Here is a 17,668-nt window from a genome sequence, read left to right on the forward strand (position 1 = left end):
CGATGGGCGGGCGTTTTCGGTTGTCCACAGGTGACTTGCCGGGCGGATTGCGGCCTTCTACGGTGTGCCGATGACCGAGCTGCGATACGACGCGGACCGGCCGGTGATGCCTCACGAAGGTGAAATCTGTGTTGCCGCACCGCCATCGGTGACGCGGCCGGAGGCGGGGGCGATGCTGATCCGGCTGCTGCCGGTCGTGATGGCAGTCGGGATGCTCGGCGCGACCGCGGTGCTCTACCGCTCGGGGTCACCGCGCAGCCCGGCCTTTGCGATGCTGCCGCTGATGATGCTCGCCTCGGCGGTGCTGGCCGTACTGGGCGGACGCCATCGAGGCCGAAGCGGTGATATCGACGACGACCGCGAAGGCTACCTGGATTACCTTGCTGGACTGCGTGACTCGGTCCGCATCACCGCGGCGGCGCAGCGCGCGGCGGTGACCTGGGCCCACCCGGAGCCCGACGCGCTGTGGATACTTGCCGATGGACCCCGGAGGTGGGAGCGCCGGCCCGCCGACCCCGATTTCGGCCGGGTGCGGGTGGGCATCGGAACCGCGGGCCTGATCACCCGCCTGGTGGCGCCCGCACCAGCGGGCCCGGGCGTCATCGATCCCGTCACCGACACCGCCCTGAGCCGCTTCCTGGACGTCCACGCCACGGTGCCCGACGTGCCGGTGACGCTGCCCCTGTTGGGTTCGGGACCGTTGATGCTGGACGGCGAACCGGATCGGATGCGTGGACTGCTACGGGCGATGATCTGCCAGCTCGCGGTGTTGCACGGCCCAGACGTCGTGACGATTGCGGTTGAGAGTGAATCGCCCACGCGCTGGGACTGGCTGAAATGGCTACCGCATCATCAGCATTCGGCACCTGCCTTTCACGCCGCACCGGCCGGACCGCGCGCGGTGGTGATCGTCGACGATCATTCAGGCCTATCGGTGGTCGATTCTGCCGGGGTAGGCGGTGCTGTGCGGAGGCTGCCGCCAAGTGAATTCGTCCGGGCGGATTTCCTCTCCGTCGCCGACGCGGTGGTCTGCGCGCAGCGGTTGGCCGGCCATCGGGTGACGCGGTCCGGTGGGCCGGACGACTGGGCGGCACTGCTGGGTATCGACGACATCGAGGGATTCGACCCGGCGGCTCGGTGGGCCGGCGGAGCAGATCGGCGACTGTGCGTGCCGATCGGCACGGATGCGGACGCAAGCCCGGTGTGCCTGGACATCAACGAGGCCGCCGAGCGGGGCAGCGGGCCGCACGGCTTGTGTGTCGGTGCTACCGGCTCGGGCAAGTCGGAGTTCCTGCGCACGCTGGTGCTCGGGATGACGGTCACCCATGCGCCGCAGGACCTCAACCTGGTGCTGGTCGACTTCAAAGGCGGCGCAACCTTTCTCGGATTCGAACAGACGGCGCACGTCGCCGCGATCATCACCAATCTGGCCGATGAGGCCCCGCTGGTGGAGCGGATGCAGGACGCGCTGTCCGGTGAGATGCACCGGCGGCAGGAGCTGCTGCGCGCCGCGGGCGCCTCCGGGATCGCCGGTTACAACGCGGCTCGCCAAGGCGCGCCGCCGCTGCCTGCGCTGCTGGTGATCGTCGACGAGTTCTCCGAACTGCTCGATCAGCAGCCGGAGTTCCTGGACACCTTCGTCGCCGTCGGCCGGCTGGGCCGCTCGCTGGGCATCCATCTGCTGCTGGCCAGCCAGCGGCTGGAGGAGGGCAGGCTGCGCGGCCTGGAATCCCATCTGTCCTACCGGATCTGCCTCAAGACGACCTCGGCCGCAGAATCACGGATCGTCCTGGGCGTACCCGACGCCTACGAATTGCCGAATGCTCCCGGCGCCGGATACCTGCGCACCGCCGACGGCGAGGTGACCCGATTCCAGACGGCCTTCGTCTCCGGGGACTGTCCGGATCCTCGGCCGGTCCCGCGGCGCGCGCAGCCCTTCCACGCGGTATCACACGGCACCGCCGCATCGCACGAAGATCCGGCGCCCAGGCCGTCCGGACGCACGGTGCTGCAGGCGATCCTGGGGCGCCTGGCTGGGCACGGCCCGCCGGCGCGGCGGGTGTGGCTGCCGCCGCTGGGGGAAGCGCCGGCGCTGGGGGAGCTGCTCGACGGGCAACGTGCCGGACTATGCGTGCCGATCGGCGTGGTGGACCGGCCGTTCGAGCAGCGGCGCACCCCGCTCACGGTGCGGCTCGACGGTGCGGCCGGACATGTGGCGGTGGTCGGCGCACCGCAGTCGGGCAAGTCGACGACGCTGCACACGCTGATCGCGGCGCTGTGCGCCACCCATGACGCGACGCGAGTGGCGTTCTACTGCTTGGACTTCGGTGGGGGTGGGTTGGACGCATTGGATCGGCTGCCGCAGGTGGGGTCGGTCGCCGGCTCCGGCCGACCCGAGCTGGTGCGGCGAACGGTCGCCGAAATGGAGGCGATCCTGGAGCGCCGGGAGACCGGATGCTGCGGGGAGGGTGAACCTGCCGGCCACGTATTCCTGGTGATCGACGGTTGGGCCGCCCTGGGCCGCGAATTCGACGTGGAGGCAAGGATCATCGCGCTGGCCGGCCGAGGCCTGTCCTTCGGTGTGCACGTCGTGCTGTCGGCGAATCGGTGGGCTGATGTCCGGCCCGCGTTGCGCGACCTGATCGGAACCCGCATCGAGCTGAGGCTGGGAGATCCGGCCGAATCCGAACTGGGTCGCCGGCAGGCGCAGCGGGTGCCCCAGCACCGGCCCGGCCGCGGTGTGACAGCCGACGGACTGCACATGCAGGTGGCGCGACCCGACGGCTGGTCGCCGATCCCCAGCGCGGCCGTCGCGCCGCCGATCGCGCTGTTGCCTGCCGTCATCGACCGCGCGTCGTTGGACCTCTCGATCCACGACCGGCCGGTGCTCGGCATCGATGAATGCGGACTCGCCGCTGTCGCAGTCGATTTCGAGCGCCAGCCGCACCTGCTGATCCTGGGCGACAACGAATGCGGCAAGACCGCGGCACTGCGAACCCTGTGCCGGGAGCTGATGCGAACCCACTCCGCCGACCAGGTGCAGATATTCGTCGTCGATTATCGGCGCAGCCTGCTCGGCGTGGTGACGACCGAACACCTGGCCGGGTATGCCATGTCAGCGCCCGCGCTGACGACGATGCTGCCGCGGCTCGTGGACCGACTGGCCGGCCGCATGCCGGGTGCGGAGCTGACCGCGCAGCAACTGCGGGCCCGGTCCTGGTGGTCGGGTCCCCAGCTGTACGTGGTGGTCGACGACTACGACCTGGTCGCCACCGCGGCCGGCAATCCGCTGACTCCGCTGCTGGAATACCTGCCGCACGCCGGTGATCTCGGGCTGCACCTGGTGGTGGCCCGCCGAAGCGGTGGTGCGGCCCGGTCGATGTACGAGCCGCTGCTGGCCGCCCTGCTCGATCTGGGCGCGATGGGTCTGCTGATGAGCGGTGATGCCGCCGACGCCCCACTGATGGGCTCGGTGCGCCCGGGCCCGCTGCCGCCGGGACGCGGCATCCTGTTGACCCGTACCGGCGGGGAACAGCGGATCCAGGTGGCCTGGGAACCGTGAGTCACCGCGCGGTGATCGAGGCCGGGCCGGCGACCATCCGCCGGTTATGTTGCGCTGCAGTCGAATCCGAGGGATCCGCGGCGGCACTGGAGTGGATCGATGATCCGGTGGCCCTGGTCGATGGGCAGCCGAGGGAACTTCCCGAGCTGCTGCGCAGCGTCATGACCTGCCCGGAGTCCGCCGATTCGATCGAGATCATCCACCCGTCGTGGTGGCCGGCCCGTCGTGTCCAACTGTTCGCCGCCACGGCCGAAGCCCTGGCCGATCACGTCACCACCCGGCCGCGCAGCCAGTTGCATCCCGATGCCGTCGTCGTCGTGGAGATCGCCGATGCGCTGGTGGCCATCACCGGAGCGGGCACCGTCGCCGAGCCGCGCATCGGCGCTCCCGACAACGTCGCCGAAGCGGTGGCGCGGCGGGTGCGCGACCAGGGGGCGGTCGTCATCGACGCCCCGGTGAGCGTGGGCGGGGCGGCCGCGCTGGCCACGATGATCGCCGAGCGGTTGCCGGGTGCGTACCGGATCTTCGACGAGTTGCCGGTCAGCGCACCGCCGTCGTCCCCGCCGGTGCCGCAACCGCCCGAGCCGGCCCGGACCGGCCGTCGCTCATGGATGCCGCCCGCCGCGGCAGCCGCCGCGCTGGGCGTCGTCGCGCTGGGGCTGCGCATGCACCACGACGCGCCGCCCGACCCGATGACCTACCTGGTGGAAGGCCGTGTGGCGGTGCAGGTTCCGGCGGGGTGGCCGGTGCGCCGCGTCAACGCCGGACCCGGATCGCCCCGGGTGGAGGTCGTCTCGCCGACCGACCCGCGGCTGGTGTTGCACCTCACCCAGGCGCCGGCCGCCGGCGACACCCTGGCCGCCGTGGCCGAACCGCTGCAGCGCGCCTTGCAACGCGCCGACGCCGAAACACCCGGTGTATTCACCGGATTCGACGCGGCTGACAGCAGGGCGGGGCGACCCGCCATCACCTACCGGGAGATTCGCGACGGCCGGGAAGTCGACTGGGCGGTGCTGGTCGACGACGGGGTGCGGATCGGTATCGGCTGCCAGACCGGGCCCGGCGGTGCGGACCCGCTGCGTGCGGTGTGCGAGCAGGCGGTGCGCTCCGCCCATGCCCTCGGCTAGATGATTGCCCCGATCAGAATGAGCATCCGGGCGGATCTGAAAAATTCGATGGAACCGATCCGGCCCCGCGGCAGTCGAACTAGACATCAACCCGAACCAACGCAAGGGGGAGATGTGACGACATCCAGCACGACACTCAGCGCCGACTTCGAGGTCATGCGCGCCGTCGCGGCGGCCACGGACGCCCGCAACGAGGAGATCCAGGGCATGCTGCAGGCGTTCGTCGGCCGGATGCGGGCCGTGCCGGCATCCGTCTGGTCGGGCCTGGCAGCAGCCCGGTTCCAGGAGGTCCTGGACCGCTGGAACACCGAATCGCTGCGGCTGCACCACGCCCTGGCGCGTATCGCCGAGACGATCCGCCTCAACGAACGCGCGCTGCGCGAGGTCGCCGAGAACCACTCGCGCCACATCGCCGCCGCCGGCGACGGAATCTGAGCGGGCCGGCCATGGACACCGCACTGTCATACAACTTCGATGAGATCGAATACGGCGTCCGTCAGGAGATCCACTCCACGGCGAACCGGCTCAATACGGCTTTGGCGGAGTTGGGGTCGCAGATCGCACCCCTGCAGCAGGTCTGGACCCGGGAAGCAGCCGCGGCCTACCACGCTGAACAGCTGCGATGGCGCCAAGCCGTCAGCGCGCTGAACCAGATCCTGTTCGACCTGGGCAGCGCGGTGCGCGACGGCGCGGCCGACGTCGCCGACGCGGACCGCCGTGCCGCCGGAGCTTGGGGGAGGTAGGAGAGACCACCCCCGAACACGGTGTGGCCCCGATGGAGGAGAGCCGACGGGGCCACACCGGCCCGGACCGGCGCGTCCCCGTTTTGACCTGCGCGGATCACCCCCGGTAGGCTCCACCGTTGGCGTGCGGTGCCTGATGGCACAGCGGGTTCTCGGGTCACTGTCGGTCGCCGAGGAGCATCCCGTCCACGCCGGACCGGCACCCGGCTCGCTCCGGGATCCGCAAGAACCGGGGACCACCCGGCTCGAGTTAACAGAAGAGGTAAGCGCTGTGCCCACCTATGCGCCGAAGGCGGGTGACACCACACGTTCGTGGTACGTCATCGACGCCACCGACGTGGTGCTCGGCCGGCTCGCCGTTGCGGCAGCAAACCTGCTGCGCGGCAAGCACAAGCCGACATTCGCGCCGAACGTTGATGGCGGTGACTTCGTCATCATCATCAACGCCGACAAGGTCGCCATCAGCGGCGACAAATTGCAGAAGAAGATGGCTTACCGCCACTCGGGCTACCCGGGCGGGCTGCGCAAGCGCAGCATCGGCGAGCTGATGGAGACCCGTCCCGACCGTGTCGTGGAGAAGGCGATCCTCGGGATGATCCCGCACACCAAGCTGGGTCGTCAGATTCAGCGCAAGCTGCACGTCTACGCCGGGCCGGTGCATCCGCACACCGCTCAGCAGCCGACTCCGTACGAAATCAAGCAGGTGGCGCAATGACCGAGACGGCAATCGAAGAAGCCGAGAACACCGAGGCCCCCGAGGTCGTCGAGACGGTTGAGATCGAAGAGACCACTGAGGTGCACGCCGAGGCCACTCCGGCCTACGAGCCGCTGGACCTGGGTCGTCCCATCCAGACCGTCGGCCGCCGCAAGGAGGCCGTGGTGCGGGTGCGCTTGGTGCCCGGCACCGGCAAGTTCAACCTGGACGGCCGCACCCTGGAGGCCTACTTCCCGAACAAGGTGCACCAGCAGCTGATCAAGGCTCCGCTGGTGACCGTGGACCGGGTGGACGCCTTCGACGTCTACGCGCACCTCGACGGCGGTGGCCCCTCCGGCCAGGCCGGTGCGCTGCGGCTGGCGCTGGCTCGCGCGCTGATCATCGTGCAGCCCGAAGACCGTCCGGCTCTGAAGAAGGCCGGCTTCCTGACTCGTGACCCCCGGGCCACCGAGCGCAAGAAGTACGGTCTCAAGAAGGCCCGCAAGGCGCCGCAGTACAGCAAGCGCTGATCGATCTTCGTCCAACCGCGAGGGTGCGCAGTTGTACGCGTGTACCGGCGTGTCGCCGTACAACTGTGCACGCTCGCGGGGATAAAGGATAGGCATGGGTCGACTTTTCGGCACTGACGGCGTCCGTGGGGTCGCCAACCGCGAACTGACCGCAGAACTGGCCATGGCGCTGGGCAGCGCCGCGGCGCAACGGCTGACGCAGGGCGCCGCCCGCCGGGTGGCCGTGGTGGGCCGTGACCCGCGCGCCAGCGGCGAGATGCTCGAGGCCGCGGTCATCGCCGGGCTCACCAGCCAGGGCGTCGACGTGCTGCGCGCCGGAGTGCTCCCGACACCGGCGGTGGCCTACCTGACCGGCGCGTATGAGGCCGCCTTCGGGGTGATGATCTCCGCGTCGCACAATCCGATGCCCGACAACGGCATCAAATTCTTCGGCCCGGGCGGCCACAAGCTCGATGACGCCACCGAGGACCAGATCGAGGACCTGGTGGCTGCCGGCCCCGGGCTGCGCCCGATCGGTGACGGGCTGGGCCGGGTGGTCGACGCCAAGGACGCCCTGGACTGCTACCTGCGCCACCTCGGCGAATCCACTCGCACCCGCCTCGACGGCCTGACCGTGGTGGTGGACTGCGCGCACGGCGCGGCTTCGGAAGCGGCGCCGCGGGCCTACCGGGCTGCGGGCGCCACCGTGATCGCGATCAACGCCGATCCCGACGGGCTCAACATCAACGACGGCTGTGGGTCCACCCATCTTGAGCCGTTGAGCGCCGCGGTGCTCGAGCACGGCGCCGACCTCGGCCTGGCGCACGACGGCGATGCCGACCGCTGCCTGGCCGTCGACGCCGCAGGTCAGGTGATCGACGGCGACGCCATCATGGTGGTGCTGGCGCTGGCGATGCGTGACGCCGGTGAGCTGGCCGACGACACCCTGGTCACTACGGTGATGAGCAACCTCGGCCTGCACCTGGCCATGCGGGAGGCCGGCGTCACCGTGCACACCACCGACGTCGGCGACCGTTACGTCCTGGAGCAGCTACGGGCCGGCGGCTTCACCCTGGGCGGTGAGCAGTCCGGGCATATCGTGCTGCCGCAGCTGGCCACCACCGGAGACGGTGTCATCACCGGCCTGCGTCTGATGGCGCGGATGGCGCAGACCCGTGCTCCGTTGGCCGCACTGGCCTCGACCATGCGCACGCTGCCGCAGGTGCTGATCAACGTCGAAGTGACCGACAAGGCCGACGCGGTCCAGCGACTGGCGGTGCGCACCGCGGTGCAGCGCGCGGAGGAAGAACTCGGTGACACCGGGCGAATCCTGTTGCGTCCCTCCGGCACCGAGCAGCTGGTTCGGGTGATGGTGGAAGCCGCCGACGAGGACACCGCACGCCAGATCGCGGCCGGCGTCGCCGAGGCGGTTCGCGCCGGGAACTGACGGCCCGGTCCCGGAAGGATTGCCGGGAACCTGCAGCGCGTTCGCACCGTCAAACCGGTATGGGACGACAACAGGTGTACCTCGACGCCGCTGGACTGCGGTCGGTGGCCGATGGTTTCGACGCGGCCGCCGCCGCCATCGACAGTGCCACCCGGATCCGATTGGGCGGCTTGGTGTTCGACGGCAGCCGCGCCGGGCGCGATCACGTCGGGGCGGGTGAGTCGGTGCGGCGTTCGCTGGATTCCTGGGCCGGCGAGCTGACGCGCTGGTCGCGGGCCAGTACCGAGATCGCCGCGGCACTGCGCGCCGGCGCGGCCCGGTACGCCTGTGCAGAGTTGTCCGCGGCGGATCGGCTCGGTTGAGGTGGCTTGAGGTGGCACCGCGATACGACGTCGCCGCCCGGCTGGCCGAGGGCCGAGAGGCGGTGGCGCACACCCAGACCTACGTCTCGGCGTGTCATCGGCTGGGGTACCGGAATCCGGACTTCACCGGGTACGACGGGCAACTGACCGAGATGTACGACGGTGAATCGGGCCTGGACCTGCAGGCGCTCGACGCAGATTGTGCGGCGCTGGGCGCACTGGCCGCGGAGGCCGACGACGCGTTGCGTCTGCAGCGCGGGCAGCTCACCGAACTGGCGCAGGCATGGCGCGGGCCCGGTGCCGAGACCGCCGCGGATTTCCTGCGCCGGCATTGCGATGCCGGCGCTGAACTCACGGCCCGGCTGCGGGCGGCCGCTGCCGGCTGCGAGGTGCTGCGTGACGAGCTGTGGCGACTGGTCGACACCAAGGTGGCCGCGGTGCAGGCCGTCGATGACCTGGTGGGCGCGCAACGACCGGTGTGGCTGGCGGCCGCACACGGGGTGGACTCAGGCGACAAGCACGCGGGTGAGGTCATCGAAAAGCAGGTGATTCCCTACGTGGACAACGATGTTCACGGCCAGTGGCTCGCCGCGGTGCGGTCCGCGCGCGACGGGGTGGCGGCCGCCTACGCCGCGGCCGCACCGGCGACCGGTCCCGGGCCGGGTCTGGTGTTCGCGGTGCCGGGTGACCTCGGGCCGGTGGTGCCCTACGACGAGCCTGCCCGTCTCGCTGCCGTGGCTCCGGCTGATGTTCCCGCAATGCGCGACGCGCCCCTGGCCGGCGCACCGGGTGAGCCGGCGGCCGCATCGCCGGTTGCGCCCACGCCGCAGGTGCCCCTCGACGACATGCCCGCCGACCTCGGCGTGCCGTCGGGGCTCGGCCTGCCCGGTGACCTGGGCTTGCCGTCGGGCGGGCTACCGGGAGGCCTGGGCGGTCTGGCTGGCCTGGGCGGGCTGATCCCGCGGCTGGCCGACGCATTCGGCGGTACCGGTGGGCCGTTCGATGATCCGGCCGCCGATCTGGCCCGGGAAATCGAGCACCCCCAAGACGTCCAGGACGCCACCGACGCCGAAGACCCCGAGCCCGAGCCTGGAACCGAAGACGCTGACGATGCCGAGGATCCAGCGGGAGAAGAGCCGGCCGATGAGAGCGGGGCCGTGGCGGAGCCCGAACCGGAGCCCGAGGTAGCCGAACCCGTCTCCGAGCCCAGTGAAGCGCAGGAAGCCGCCCAGACCGAGCCCGTGCCGCCCGCTGCAGAGTCGACGGTCGCCGACCCGCCCAAAACCCCGTGCGAGATCGCCGCCGAGGAGTTGCCACAGGTGGGGCGGTGAGCAACCCGCGAGGGACATGAGCGGTGTGGACCCTCATGAACGCCTGTGCCGGCTGTTCTCGGCTCAGGCAGCCAAGGCCATGCTGCGACAGCGGGTGGCTGTTGCTCGCTGGCAGGGGACGGACCATTTCTACGAACGAGTCCAAGGAGCCTTGGGCGGCGTTGTCGACTCCGATGCGATCGTGGTGGCTCAGGAGTTGACCATGTTGGCTCAGCCGCTGCCCGAGGATACCGAGCTGTGGCGCGGAATCCGGTCCATCGAGAAGACATTCGGGGTCGGCCGCGCCAATATCGAATCGGTGGCCGGACGTAAGTGGATCGAGAACCGGTTCACGAGTTCGACGGTCAGCCCGGAGAAGGCAGCCCCCGAGTTCACCCACCCCGGACAGACCCCGGCGATTATGCAGATCATCGCGCGGCCTGGTACGCCAGCAGTGTGGATTCCACCGCTCGGAAACCCGGTATATACAGGTCAGAGCGAATTATTGTTTGTGGCTGGTATCACCGTGCGTATCCTTGATATTGGCGTGTCGGGTGCCATGGCGCTGATCAGGGTAGAGGTGACGTGATGGGCAGGTTTGAGGACGAACTCCACTTGGTCGAGCCGTCCGCTTACGTCCCTAGCACTGTCCCGGCCCTGCTTCGCCAGGCGGGTTTGACCGATGCGACGCGTGACGCTCAAGCCGCCCTGATCCGTGAATGGCTGAAAACGCATCAGCCAATCCCGTTGATGGAGTACTCGATCCGCGACATGGGATTCGGCAAGCTTCTCGACGAGCGAATGGCCATCTGACCGATGAACGAAATGTGGGCAACGGTGGTGATGGACAGCGACGTCGCGGCCGAAGTCGAACGTCTTCAGCAACAAGGCATGGGCGTCGGTAAGGCGTTGAATATGCTTGCACGCCTTGGGATTGCTGCGCGGAATGGGTCGCCCAGGGCTCGATATCGGCATCGCACGGCACACCTTGGCCTGACGGTCGACGTCACCAAGGTGGCCGACGTGCTCGATGTCCTCGACACCGATCGATGAGTTGGCTACCCGCTCAGCCCGGCCGGGTCCCCCACGTCTGCAACGTCGAGACGATCCGCGCCGCCTCCTCCAGTTGCTCGAGTGACAGCTCCGTGGTGGGCGTGCGCCACTCGGTGACCACCGCGAGAGCGGCGTCGATGAACAGCTGCTTGGTCTGGCCGCGCTGAATCTTGCCGCTGGAGGTGGTGGGCATCGAAACGTGATGCACCAGAACCACTGCTTCGGCGGCGATCCCGTGATGGGTTGCCACCGCGGTGCGGATCTTGCTGATGACGGCGTCGAGATCGGTCTCGGCGATCCGGTTGCTGTCCACTTCGTGGACGATGACCAACTGTTCGATGGCTCCGGCCGGGCCGTCCACCGCGAATGCCGCCCCGCGGCCCGACACCAGAATCGAGTCGCACTGCTGCACGGTGAACTCGATGTCGTTGGGGTAGTAATTGTGGCCGTCGATCACAATCAGGTCTTTGCAGCGTCCAGTGGTGAAAATCTCACCGGCGCACAGGAATCCGAGGTCGCCGGTGCGCAGGAACGGCCCGCGGTTCACATCGCCCGGCGCGGCCAACCTCGCCCCGAACGTCGCCGCGGTCTCCTCCGGGCGGTTCCAATAGCCCAGGGCGACGTTGGGTCCGGCGACCCAGATCTCGCCGATCGCGTCGGGCCCGCACGGCTGGCGGGTCATCGGGTCGACGATCGCGACATCGGCTTGACGGGGCTGGCCGCAGGCCACGAACGTCGCGGCCGCGGGGTCCTCAGGTGCGACATCGACGACCCGATCCTGTTCCAGGGCAACGCGATCGAGGTAGCGCACGCCCGGCACACCCGCCGGTGAGCCGGCCGACACGCACAGCGTGGCTTCGGCCAGCCCGTACACCGGGTAGCACGACGACAGCTGAAAACCGGCCGGCGCGAAGGCATCCGCGAAGGCGGCCAGCGAGGTGGCGCGCACCGACTCGGCACCGTTCATGGCCACGGTCAGACACGAAAGGTCCAGTGCGGCACGCTCTTCGGGAGTACTGGTCTCCACGCAACGGTCGTAGGCGAAGTTCGGCGCTGCGGTGATCACCCCGCGGTGGGCCGAGACCAGTTCCAGCCAGCGCATCGGGCGTTTGATGAACGCCGTCGGCGACATCAGCGCCGTGCTGGCCCCCAGGTACACCATGTGCAGGATTGCGCCGATCAGCCCCAGATCATGGTGCGGCGGCAGCCAGAACACGCCTTTGGCGTTCTCGTCGCCGTTCCACGCCTGGCGGATGGCGTCCACATTGTGCAGCACGTTGCCGTGGCTGAGCAGTACGCCCTTGGGCAGTCGGGTTGAGCCCGAGGTGTATTGGATGGCAGCCGGGGAGTCGGTGTTGATGTCGGGGGAGACCCAGGTGGCGGGGTCGGCGCCGGCGTCGGTGAAGAACCAGTGCTCGGGCGCTCCGGGGATGCCGGCCACCGCGGCCTGGGTGGCCTCCCGGGCCTCGGTGGCAGTCAGGGCGAACCTCGCCGCGGCGTCGGGGACGACCACCTGCAGTCTGGGCGCCAGCTTCTGATGCACCGGCACGGCGACGGCACCGGCGTAGAGGCAGCCGAAGAATCCGGCGATGAAGTCCAGGCCCGGCCGGACCAGCACCAGCACCCGCTCTCCGACCACGTCATGGTGTTGGAGGCTCGCGGCGATCGCGCGCGCACGACGGTCCAGCTCACGGAAGCTGACCTCGCTGCGACCCTCATCGTCGCCGTTGTAGGAGAAGCTGAAGGCCACCTTGTCGCCGAACCTTTCGGCTTGGCGCTGCAGCAGCTCGACCAGTGTTCCAGCGATAGGTGTCGTCACCGTCGGCGTGAAATCCATGGCCCCCATCTTGGACCCAGGGGTGGCGTGGGCCACATTCGGCCCCGCGACGGATCAGCTCGGCGCCAGTGCGCGCAGCTCCTCGATGTAGCGCAGGGCCTCGGCCGGCTCTGCGGTCAGCGGACCGGCCAACAGCGTGGTCACGCCGGCCTCGGCGAATGCCGCAATCCGCTCCGCGACCAATCCGCGCGGTCCGATCAGCGAGGTCTGGCGCACCAAATCGTCGGGGACGGCGTCGATCGCCTCGGTTTTGCGCCCGGACAGGTAGAGCTGCTGGATGTGGTCGGCGACATCGCCGAAGCCGTAGCGGGTGGCCAGGTTGTGGTAGAAGTTGCGGCCCACCGCGCCCATCCCGCCGATGTAGAGCGCCAGCTGGGGCTTGACCCACGCCAGCCGGTCCTGCACGTCGTCGCCGATGGCCAGCGAAGCCCCCACCATCACGTCCAGTGGGCCCAGCGCCGGATCCCGTTTGGCCGCACCGGCTTTGAGCGCATCGCCCCACACCTCGCCGGCCCGCTCAGGGGAGAAGAACACCGGCTGCCAGCCCTCGGCGATCTCGGCGGTCAGTTCGACGTTCTTGGGGCCGAGCGCGGCGATGGAGATTGGAATCCGTTCCCGCACAGGATGGTTGATCAGCCTCAGCGGTTTGCCCAGACCGGTGCCGCCCGGCAGCGGCAGCTGGTAGTGCCGGCCGTCATAGGACAGCCGTTCCCGGCGCCACACCGCCCGGCAGATCTCCACCACTTCGCGGGTGCGGCCCATCGGCGCGTCGAACGCCACGCCGTGGAAACCCTCCACCACCTGGGGTCCGGAGGTGCCGATACCCAGTTGGAACCGGCCCTTCGAGACGTAGTCCAGGCCCGCGGCCGTCATCGCCAGTAGGGCGGGGGTCCGGGTGTAGATCGGCAGCACGCCGGTGACCAGCTCGATCCGCGAAGTCCTGGCCGCCAGGTAGCCCAGCTGGCTGATGGCGTCGAACGAGTACGCCTCGGCGACCGCGACCACATCGCACCCGGCCCGCTCCAGATCGGCGACGTGCCCAGCGGTTGCCGAGAAATCTCCACCGCCCGCGTAGCCCAGCTGAACACCGATTCGCATGCATCAGACATACCAGGGAATCGGCAGCAGTGCTCCGGATTGGCGGTAAGTTCACTTATCGAGTCTCAGTGTCCACCCAGGATGAACTATGCGGAAGCCGGGTCGACAACAGCATGACCTAGGGAAACGTGGTGAACACCTATTGAAAAGATGCTTGTGTCTTAGGTTACTCACCGGTAGTGTCTTGTTTCACCTCAGCGAGTAAGTGTGATTTAAGACGCAACACGGCGGCGTGACGGACCCCTCCCAGCGCCGGCCGCGGGCAGTACCCCCACCAAAGGAGATGGCTGTGCAACAAACCCTTCGTCCCTACGTCACCGCCGGTGTCGCGATCGTGGGCGCAAGCCTGATCGCCGCCACTCCGGTAGTCGCGCCGGCACCGGAGATCAGCGCGGTGCGTGACGTGGCACTGACTGCGTCCAGCGCGTGGGACGACGTCTTCAACACTGCGTCGCAGAACGTCACCCAGCTCATCAACAACTTCAACCTGGCGCCCGGGGTCGCGTTCCAGCAGTTCGTCGCCAACCAGAACAACTACGCCCAGCAGTTGCTCGACGACCCGTCGAACATCAGCGCCGTCACCGAACAGATCCGGCACAACCTCGACGGGCTGCTGACCGGGTACGCGCTGAACAGCCCCAGCGACGAGACACTGGCCACGGTGCTCAGTCACACCCTGTACTCGGGCGGCTCGCTGGCGGACCTGGGCTGGTATGACCTGTTCGTCGGCTCGCTGGCGTCGATCGCGGGCGGGTTGTTCCCCGCCGACATGATCCCGATCATCCACATGCTGTCCTCGCCGCTGAGCGGGATCATCATGGGTTCACTCGGGCCGATGATCTCCCCGATGGTCGCGCTGCTCAACAGCGTCACCGACCACGACAGCTTCAGCGACACCCTGGCCAACGTGTTCGGTGCCTCCCTCAACGGCGCCACCCTCGATCTGGACCCCATGCTGCCGCTGATCAACCAGATCGCCGGCGGGCTGCTGCCGGCCGGCCTGGGGATCAGCCACCTGGAGATCGCATTCGGCGGGCTGCTCACCGCCGGTGACGTGGCCATCAACCCCTACCAGGTCGCTGGTCCCGACGGCTCCCTGGTGGACGCCACACCGGCGGTCGGCGGCTCGATCCTCAACAGCGTCGGCATCGGCCTCACCGGTGTTCCGATCCTCGGCAACCTGGACCTCTCGAGTCATGCGATCGGCCCGATCGGTGCGATGGAGGCCTGGAGCCAGACCGCCGGCGCACTGTTGGGTTCGGGTTGGGACGGCAAGGGCGCGGTGCCCGTAGCCCCACCGCTGTCCGACTCGAGCCTGCCGCTGATCGACGACGGCGGCGCGGGCTCGGGAGCGGCGAGCGACATGTTCGCCGACCTGCTGGCGGGCATCGGCCTGTAGACCCCGCCTCAAACCTTCTACCCCCCAACCCGACTTTTCGCACGAGAGGTATTCGCACATGACTCAAGGCTCAGCCGCCTCGCGGCACCGCAACCGGATGATCGGTACCGGCAGCGCCGTCGCGGCGTTCCTGGCGTTCGGCATGACGCCGCTGGCGCCCGCCCCGGCCGCTCAGGCCGACTTCGACGATCTGTTCAGCTTCGACTGGCTGGTCCCGCCCGCCGATGTCGATGTGCCCGGCTCGGCCGACGCCTTCGACATGTCCGCTCTGATGGGCGACTTCAACGCGGCCACCCTGTTCGACCAGCTGTTCTACGCCCCGCTGCACATGTTGTCCGAGGCGTGGATCAACAACCCGTTCGGTGAGATGGTCAACGGCGCCATCAACACCATGGCCGGGCAGTACCTGATCGGCGACGGCGCGAACGGCACGGCGGCCGACGTCAACGGCGGCAACGGCGGGCTGTGGTTCGGCGATGGCGGCGACGGCTGGAACTCCGACGTGCTCGGCGTGGCCGGCGGCAACGGCGGCAACGCGCTGGGCTTCGGCGACGGCGGCGCCGGTGGCGACGGCGGCGCCGGTGCGATCGGCGGCAACGGCGGCATCGGCGGTGTCTGGATGGGCAACGGCGGCGACGGTGGGGCCGGAGGCGTCGCCGCGGCGGCCGGCCTCTCCGGCGGCGCCGGTGGTGACGGCGGCGCGGCGATGGCCTGGATGTTCGGCAACGGCGGCGCCGGCGGCGCCGGCGGCAACGGCGCGAACGGCACGAACGGCAGCTTCGCCAACGGCGGCAACGGCAACGGCACGGCGGCCGGTCACGGCGGCAACGGCGGCGCCGGTGGCGTCAGCGGCTACCTGCTCGGCAACGGCGGTACCGGTGGAGTCGGCGGGACCGGCGGTAACAGCGGCGACGGGGCCACCGGCACCGCCGACCACTACAACGGTGGCAACGGCGCCGCCGGCACCGCGGCCAAGGGCGGTGTCGGCGGCGCGGCCGGCGCCCGCGGCTCCAACGCCTTCGACTCCGCGTTCCTCGGGCAGGCCGGGCAGGCCGGTGACGGCGGCGACGGCGGCAACGCCGGGAACGGCGGTGACGCGTTCCAGGACGGCACCGGCGCGTACCTCGGCAATGGTGGTACAGGCGGTACTGCCGGTGCCGGTGGTAACGGCAACATCGGCGGCAACGGCGGTAACGGTGGCAACGGCGGCGACGGCATCAACGGCGGCTACGGCGGCTACGGCGCCGCCGCCGGCGGCTCGCTCGGCGCCAACATCGGGGGCACCGGCGGCAACGGCGGCAGCGGTGGTGACGCCACCGGCGCAGCGGGCGTGACCGGCACCGCCGGCGCCGGCGGCGCCGGCGGCACCGGCGGCTCCAGTGAGACCGGCACCGGCGGCGTCGGCGGCAACGCCGGCGCGGCCGGCAACGGCGCTACCGACGACGCCACCATCAAGACCATCGGCGGCACCGGCGGTGGCGGCGGCGCCGGCGGCGCCGGCATGACCGGCGGCATCGGCGGCAACGCCGCCGCCGGCGGCACCGGCACCTTCAAGGGCGGCAACGGCGGCCTCGGCGGCGGCGGCGGTTCCACCATCAGTGGCGGCATCGGCGGCGCCGGCGGCAACGGTGCTGACGGTGGCACCAGCACCGGCTGGCAGGCCGGCGACGGCACCGTCTACAGCCAGGGCGGCAACGGCGGTACCGGCGGCACCGGCGGTGGCGTCTCGGGCCTGCTGGTCGGGGTCACCGGGACCGGCGGTAACGGTGGCCTCGGCGGTGACGGCGGCGCCGGCGCCACCGGTGCCGGGGTGGTCAGCGTGGGCGGCAACGGCGGCAACGGCGGCACCGGCGGGGCAGGCTTCGGCGACCAGGCCGCCGGCAGCGGCGGCGCGGCCGGCAACGGTGGTGACGGCACCGCCTCGGGCGGCAACGGCGGCACCGGCGGCCGCGGCGGTGCCGCCGAGGCCGGGGCCGCTGGAGCCGGCGGGGCCGGCGGTAACGGCGGCGACAGCGGCGGTGTGCAAACCACCGTCGGCAACCCGGCCGGCTTCGGGCCCAGCCAAGCCGGCAACGGCGGCAGCGGGGGCATCGGGGGCGGCGGTAGCGGCTCCAGCGGCGTCGGCGGCACCGGCGGTAACGGCGGCAACGGTGCCGGTGATGTCAACGGCGGCAACGGCGGCAACGGCGGTGTCGGCGGCGCGGGTGCGACCGGCGCCACCGGATCGACCACCGCCAACCTGCTCACCGGCGCCGCGGGCACCACGCCCGGCGGCGTCGGCGGCGACGGCAGCAACGGCGCCACCGGCGGCGCGGGCGGTAACGGCGGCACCTCGCAGAACGGGACCGGCGGCAACGCCGGCACCGGCGGGCAAGGCGGCGGCGGCGGCACCGGTGGCACGGGTGGCGCCGGCGGCGCCGACCCCACCACCGGCGCAGGTCTGGCCGGCGGCAACGGCGGCAACGGAGGGATCGGCGGGGGGGGGGGGGGGGGGGGGGGGGGGGGGGGGGGGGGGGGGGGGGGGGGG

The 17,668-nt window shown here is 70.2% G+C and carries 16 protein-coding genes; 14 read left to right on the top strand and 2 right to left on the bottom strand.

All coding sequences use genetic code 11. The annotated features are described in order from the left end of the window. The first annotated feature begins 70 nt into the window (after window positions 1-70). From eccCb to K6T84_RS09510, 12 genes are all read left to right on the top strand, one after another. Window positions 71-3,562 (top strand): type VII secretion protein EccCb, encoded by a 3,492-nt coding sequence (eccCb, locus tag K6T84_RS09455; protein WP_304621276.1) that lies wholly within the window; start codon window positions 71-73, stop codon window positions 3,560-3,562. Beyond that, on the top strand, window positions 3,559-4,689 hold the full coding sequence (locus K6T84_RS09460) for a type VII secretion-associated protein (protein WP_224862385.1): 1,131 nt from the start codon (window positions 3,559-3,561) through the stop codon (window positions 4,687-4,689). The genes eccCb and K6T84_RS09460 overlap by 4 nt, the downstream gene beginning before the upstream one ends. A gap of 114 nt (window positions 4,690-4,803) precedes the next feature. Next, window positions 4,804-5,124: a WXG100 family type VII secretion target gene (locus tag K6T84_RS09465; protein ID WP_224862383.1), complete on the top strand. Its 321-nt coding sequence runs from the start codon at window positions 4,804-4,806 to the stop codon at window positions 5,122-5,124. 11 nt (window positions 5,125-5,135) lie between these two features. After that, window positions 5,136-5,432 carry a WXG100 family type VII secretion target gene (locus K6T84_RS09470; protein ID WP_224862381.1) on the top strand — a complete coding sequence of 99 codons (297 nt, stop codon included), beginning with the start codon at window positions 5,136-5,138 and terminating at the stop codon, window positions 5,430-5,432. A gap of 271 nt (window positions 5,433-5,703) precedes the next feature. Further along, on the top strand, window positions 5,704-6,147 hold the full coding sequence (gene rplM, locus K6T84_RS09475) for a 50S ribosomal protein L13 (protein WP_224862378.1): 444 nt from the start codon (window positions 5,704-5,706) through the stop codon (window positions 6,145-6,147). Next, window positions 6,144-6,656, top strand: a complete 513-nt coding sequence (gene rpsI / locus K6T84_RS09480) for a 30S ribosomal protein S9 (RefSeq protein WP_224862376.1) — start codon at window positions 6,144-6,146, stop codon at window positions 6,654-6,656. Before rplM ends, rpsI begins: the two co-directional genes overlap by 4 nt. A 94-nt stretch (window positions 6,657-6,750) precedes the next feature. Continuing rightward, window positions 6,751-8,082 (top strand): phosphoglucosamine mutase, encoded by a 1,332-nt coding sequence (gene glmM, locus K6T84_RS09485; RefSeq protein ID WP_224862374.1) that lies wholly within the window; start codon window positions 6,751-6,753, stop codon window positions 8,080-8,082. A gap of 59 nt (window positions 8,083-8,141) precedes the next feature. After that, a complete protein-coding gene (locus K6T84_RS09490) occupies window positions 8,142-8,444 on the top strand; it encodes a type VII secretion target (RefSeq protein ID WP_224862372.1) in 303 nt (100 codons plus the stop codon). 11 nt (window positions 8,445-8,455) lie between these two features. After that, window positions 8,456-9,775, top strand: a complete 1,320-nt coding sequence (locus tag K6T84_RS09495; protein ID WP_225400546.1) for a hypothetical protein — start codon at window positions 8,456-8,458, stop codon at window positions 9,773-9,775. A gap of 16 nt (window positions 9,776-9,791) precedes the next feature. Next, entirely contained in the window at window positions 9,792-10,343 is a 552-nt protein-coding gene (locus tag K6T84_RS09500) for a hypothetical protein (RefSeq protein ID WP_224862368.1), read from the top strand. Then, window positions 10,343-10,567 (top strand): hypothetical protein, encoded by a 225-nt coding sequence (locus tag K6T84_RS09505; RefSeq protein ID WP_224862366.1) that lies wholly within the window; start codon window positions 10,343-10,345, stop codon window positions 10,565-10,567. The genes K6T84_RS09500 and K6T84_RS09505 overlap by 1 nt, the downstream gene beginning before the upstream one ends. A gap of 3 nt (window positions 10,568-10,570) precedes the next feature. Next, window positions 10,571-10,807 (top strand): CopG family transcriptional regulator, encoded by a 237-nt coding sequence (locus tag K6T84_RS09510; RefSeq protein ID WP_224862364.1) that lies wholly within the window; start codon window positions 10,571-10,573, stop codon window positions 10,805-10,807. Between the two features lie 13 nt (window positions 10,808-10,820). Here K6T84_RS09510 and K6T84_RS09515 read toward each other — a convergent pair whose 3' ends face one another. Continuing rightward, window positions 10,821-12,644: a fatty acyl-AMP ligase gene (locus K6T84_RS09515; RefSeq protein WP_224862362.1), complete on the bottom strand. Its 1,824-nt coding sequence runs from the start codon at window positions 12,642-12,644 to the stop codon at window positions 10,821-10,823. A 54-nt stretch (window positions 12,645-12,698) separates the two neighbouring features. Next, a complete protein-coding gene (locus tag K6T84_RS09520; protein WP_225400545.1) occupies window positions 12,699-13,742 on the bottom strand; it encodes an LLM class F420-dependent oxidoreductase in 1,044 nt (347 codons plus the stop codon). Between the two features lie 283 nt (window positions 13,743-14,025). Here K6T84_RS09520 and gjpA point away from each other — a divergent pair, with 283 nt between their 5' ends. Further along, window positions 14,026-15,141, top strand: a complete 1,116-nt coding sequence (gene gjpA / locus K6T84_RS09525) for an outer membrane porin GjpA (protein WP_224862358.1) — start codon at window positions 14,026-14,028, stop codon at window positions 15,139-15,141. A gap of 58 nt (window positions 15,142-15,199) precedes the next feature. Beyond that, window positions 15,200-17,668: PGRS repeat-containing protein (locus K6T84_RS09530; RefSeq protein ID WP_329786670.1), on the top strand; the 2,469-nt coding region annotated here is incomplete at its 3' end.

Origin of the sequence: Mycobacterium zoologicum, assembly GCF_020181635.2 — a bacterium.
Taxonomy (GTDB): Bacteria; Actinomycetota; Actinomycetes; order Mycobacteriales; family Mycobacteriaceae; genus Mycobacterium; species Mycobacterium zoologicum.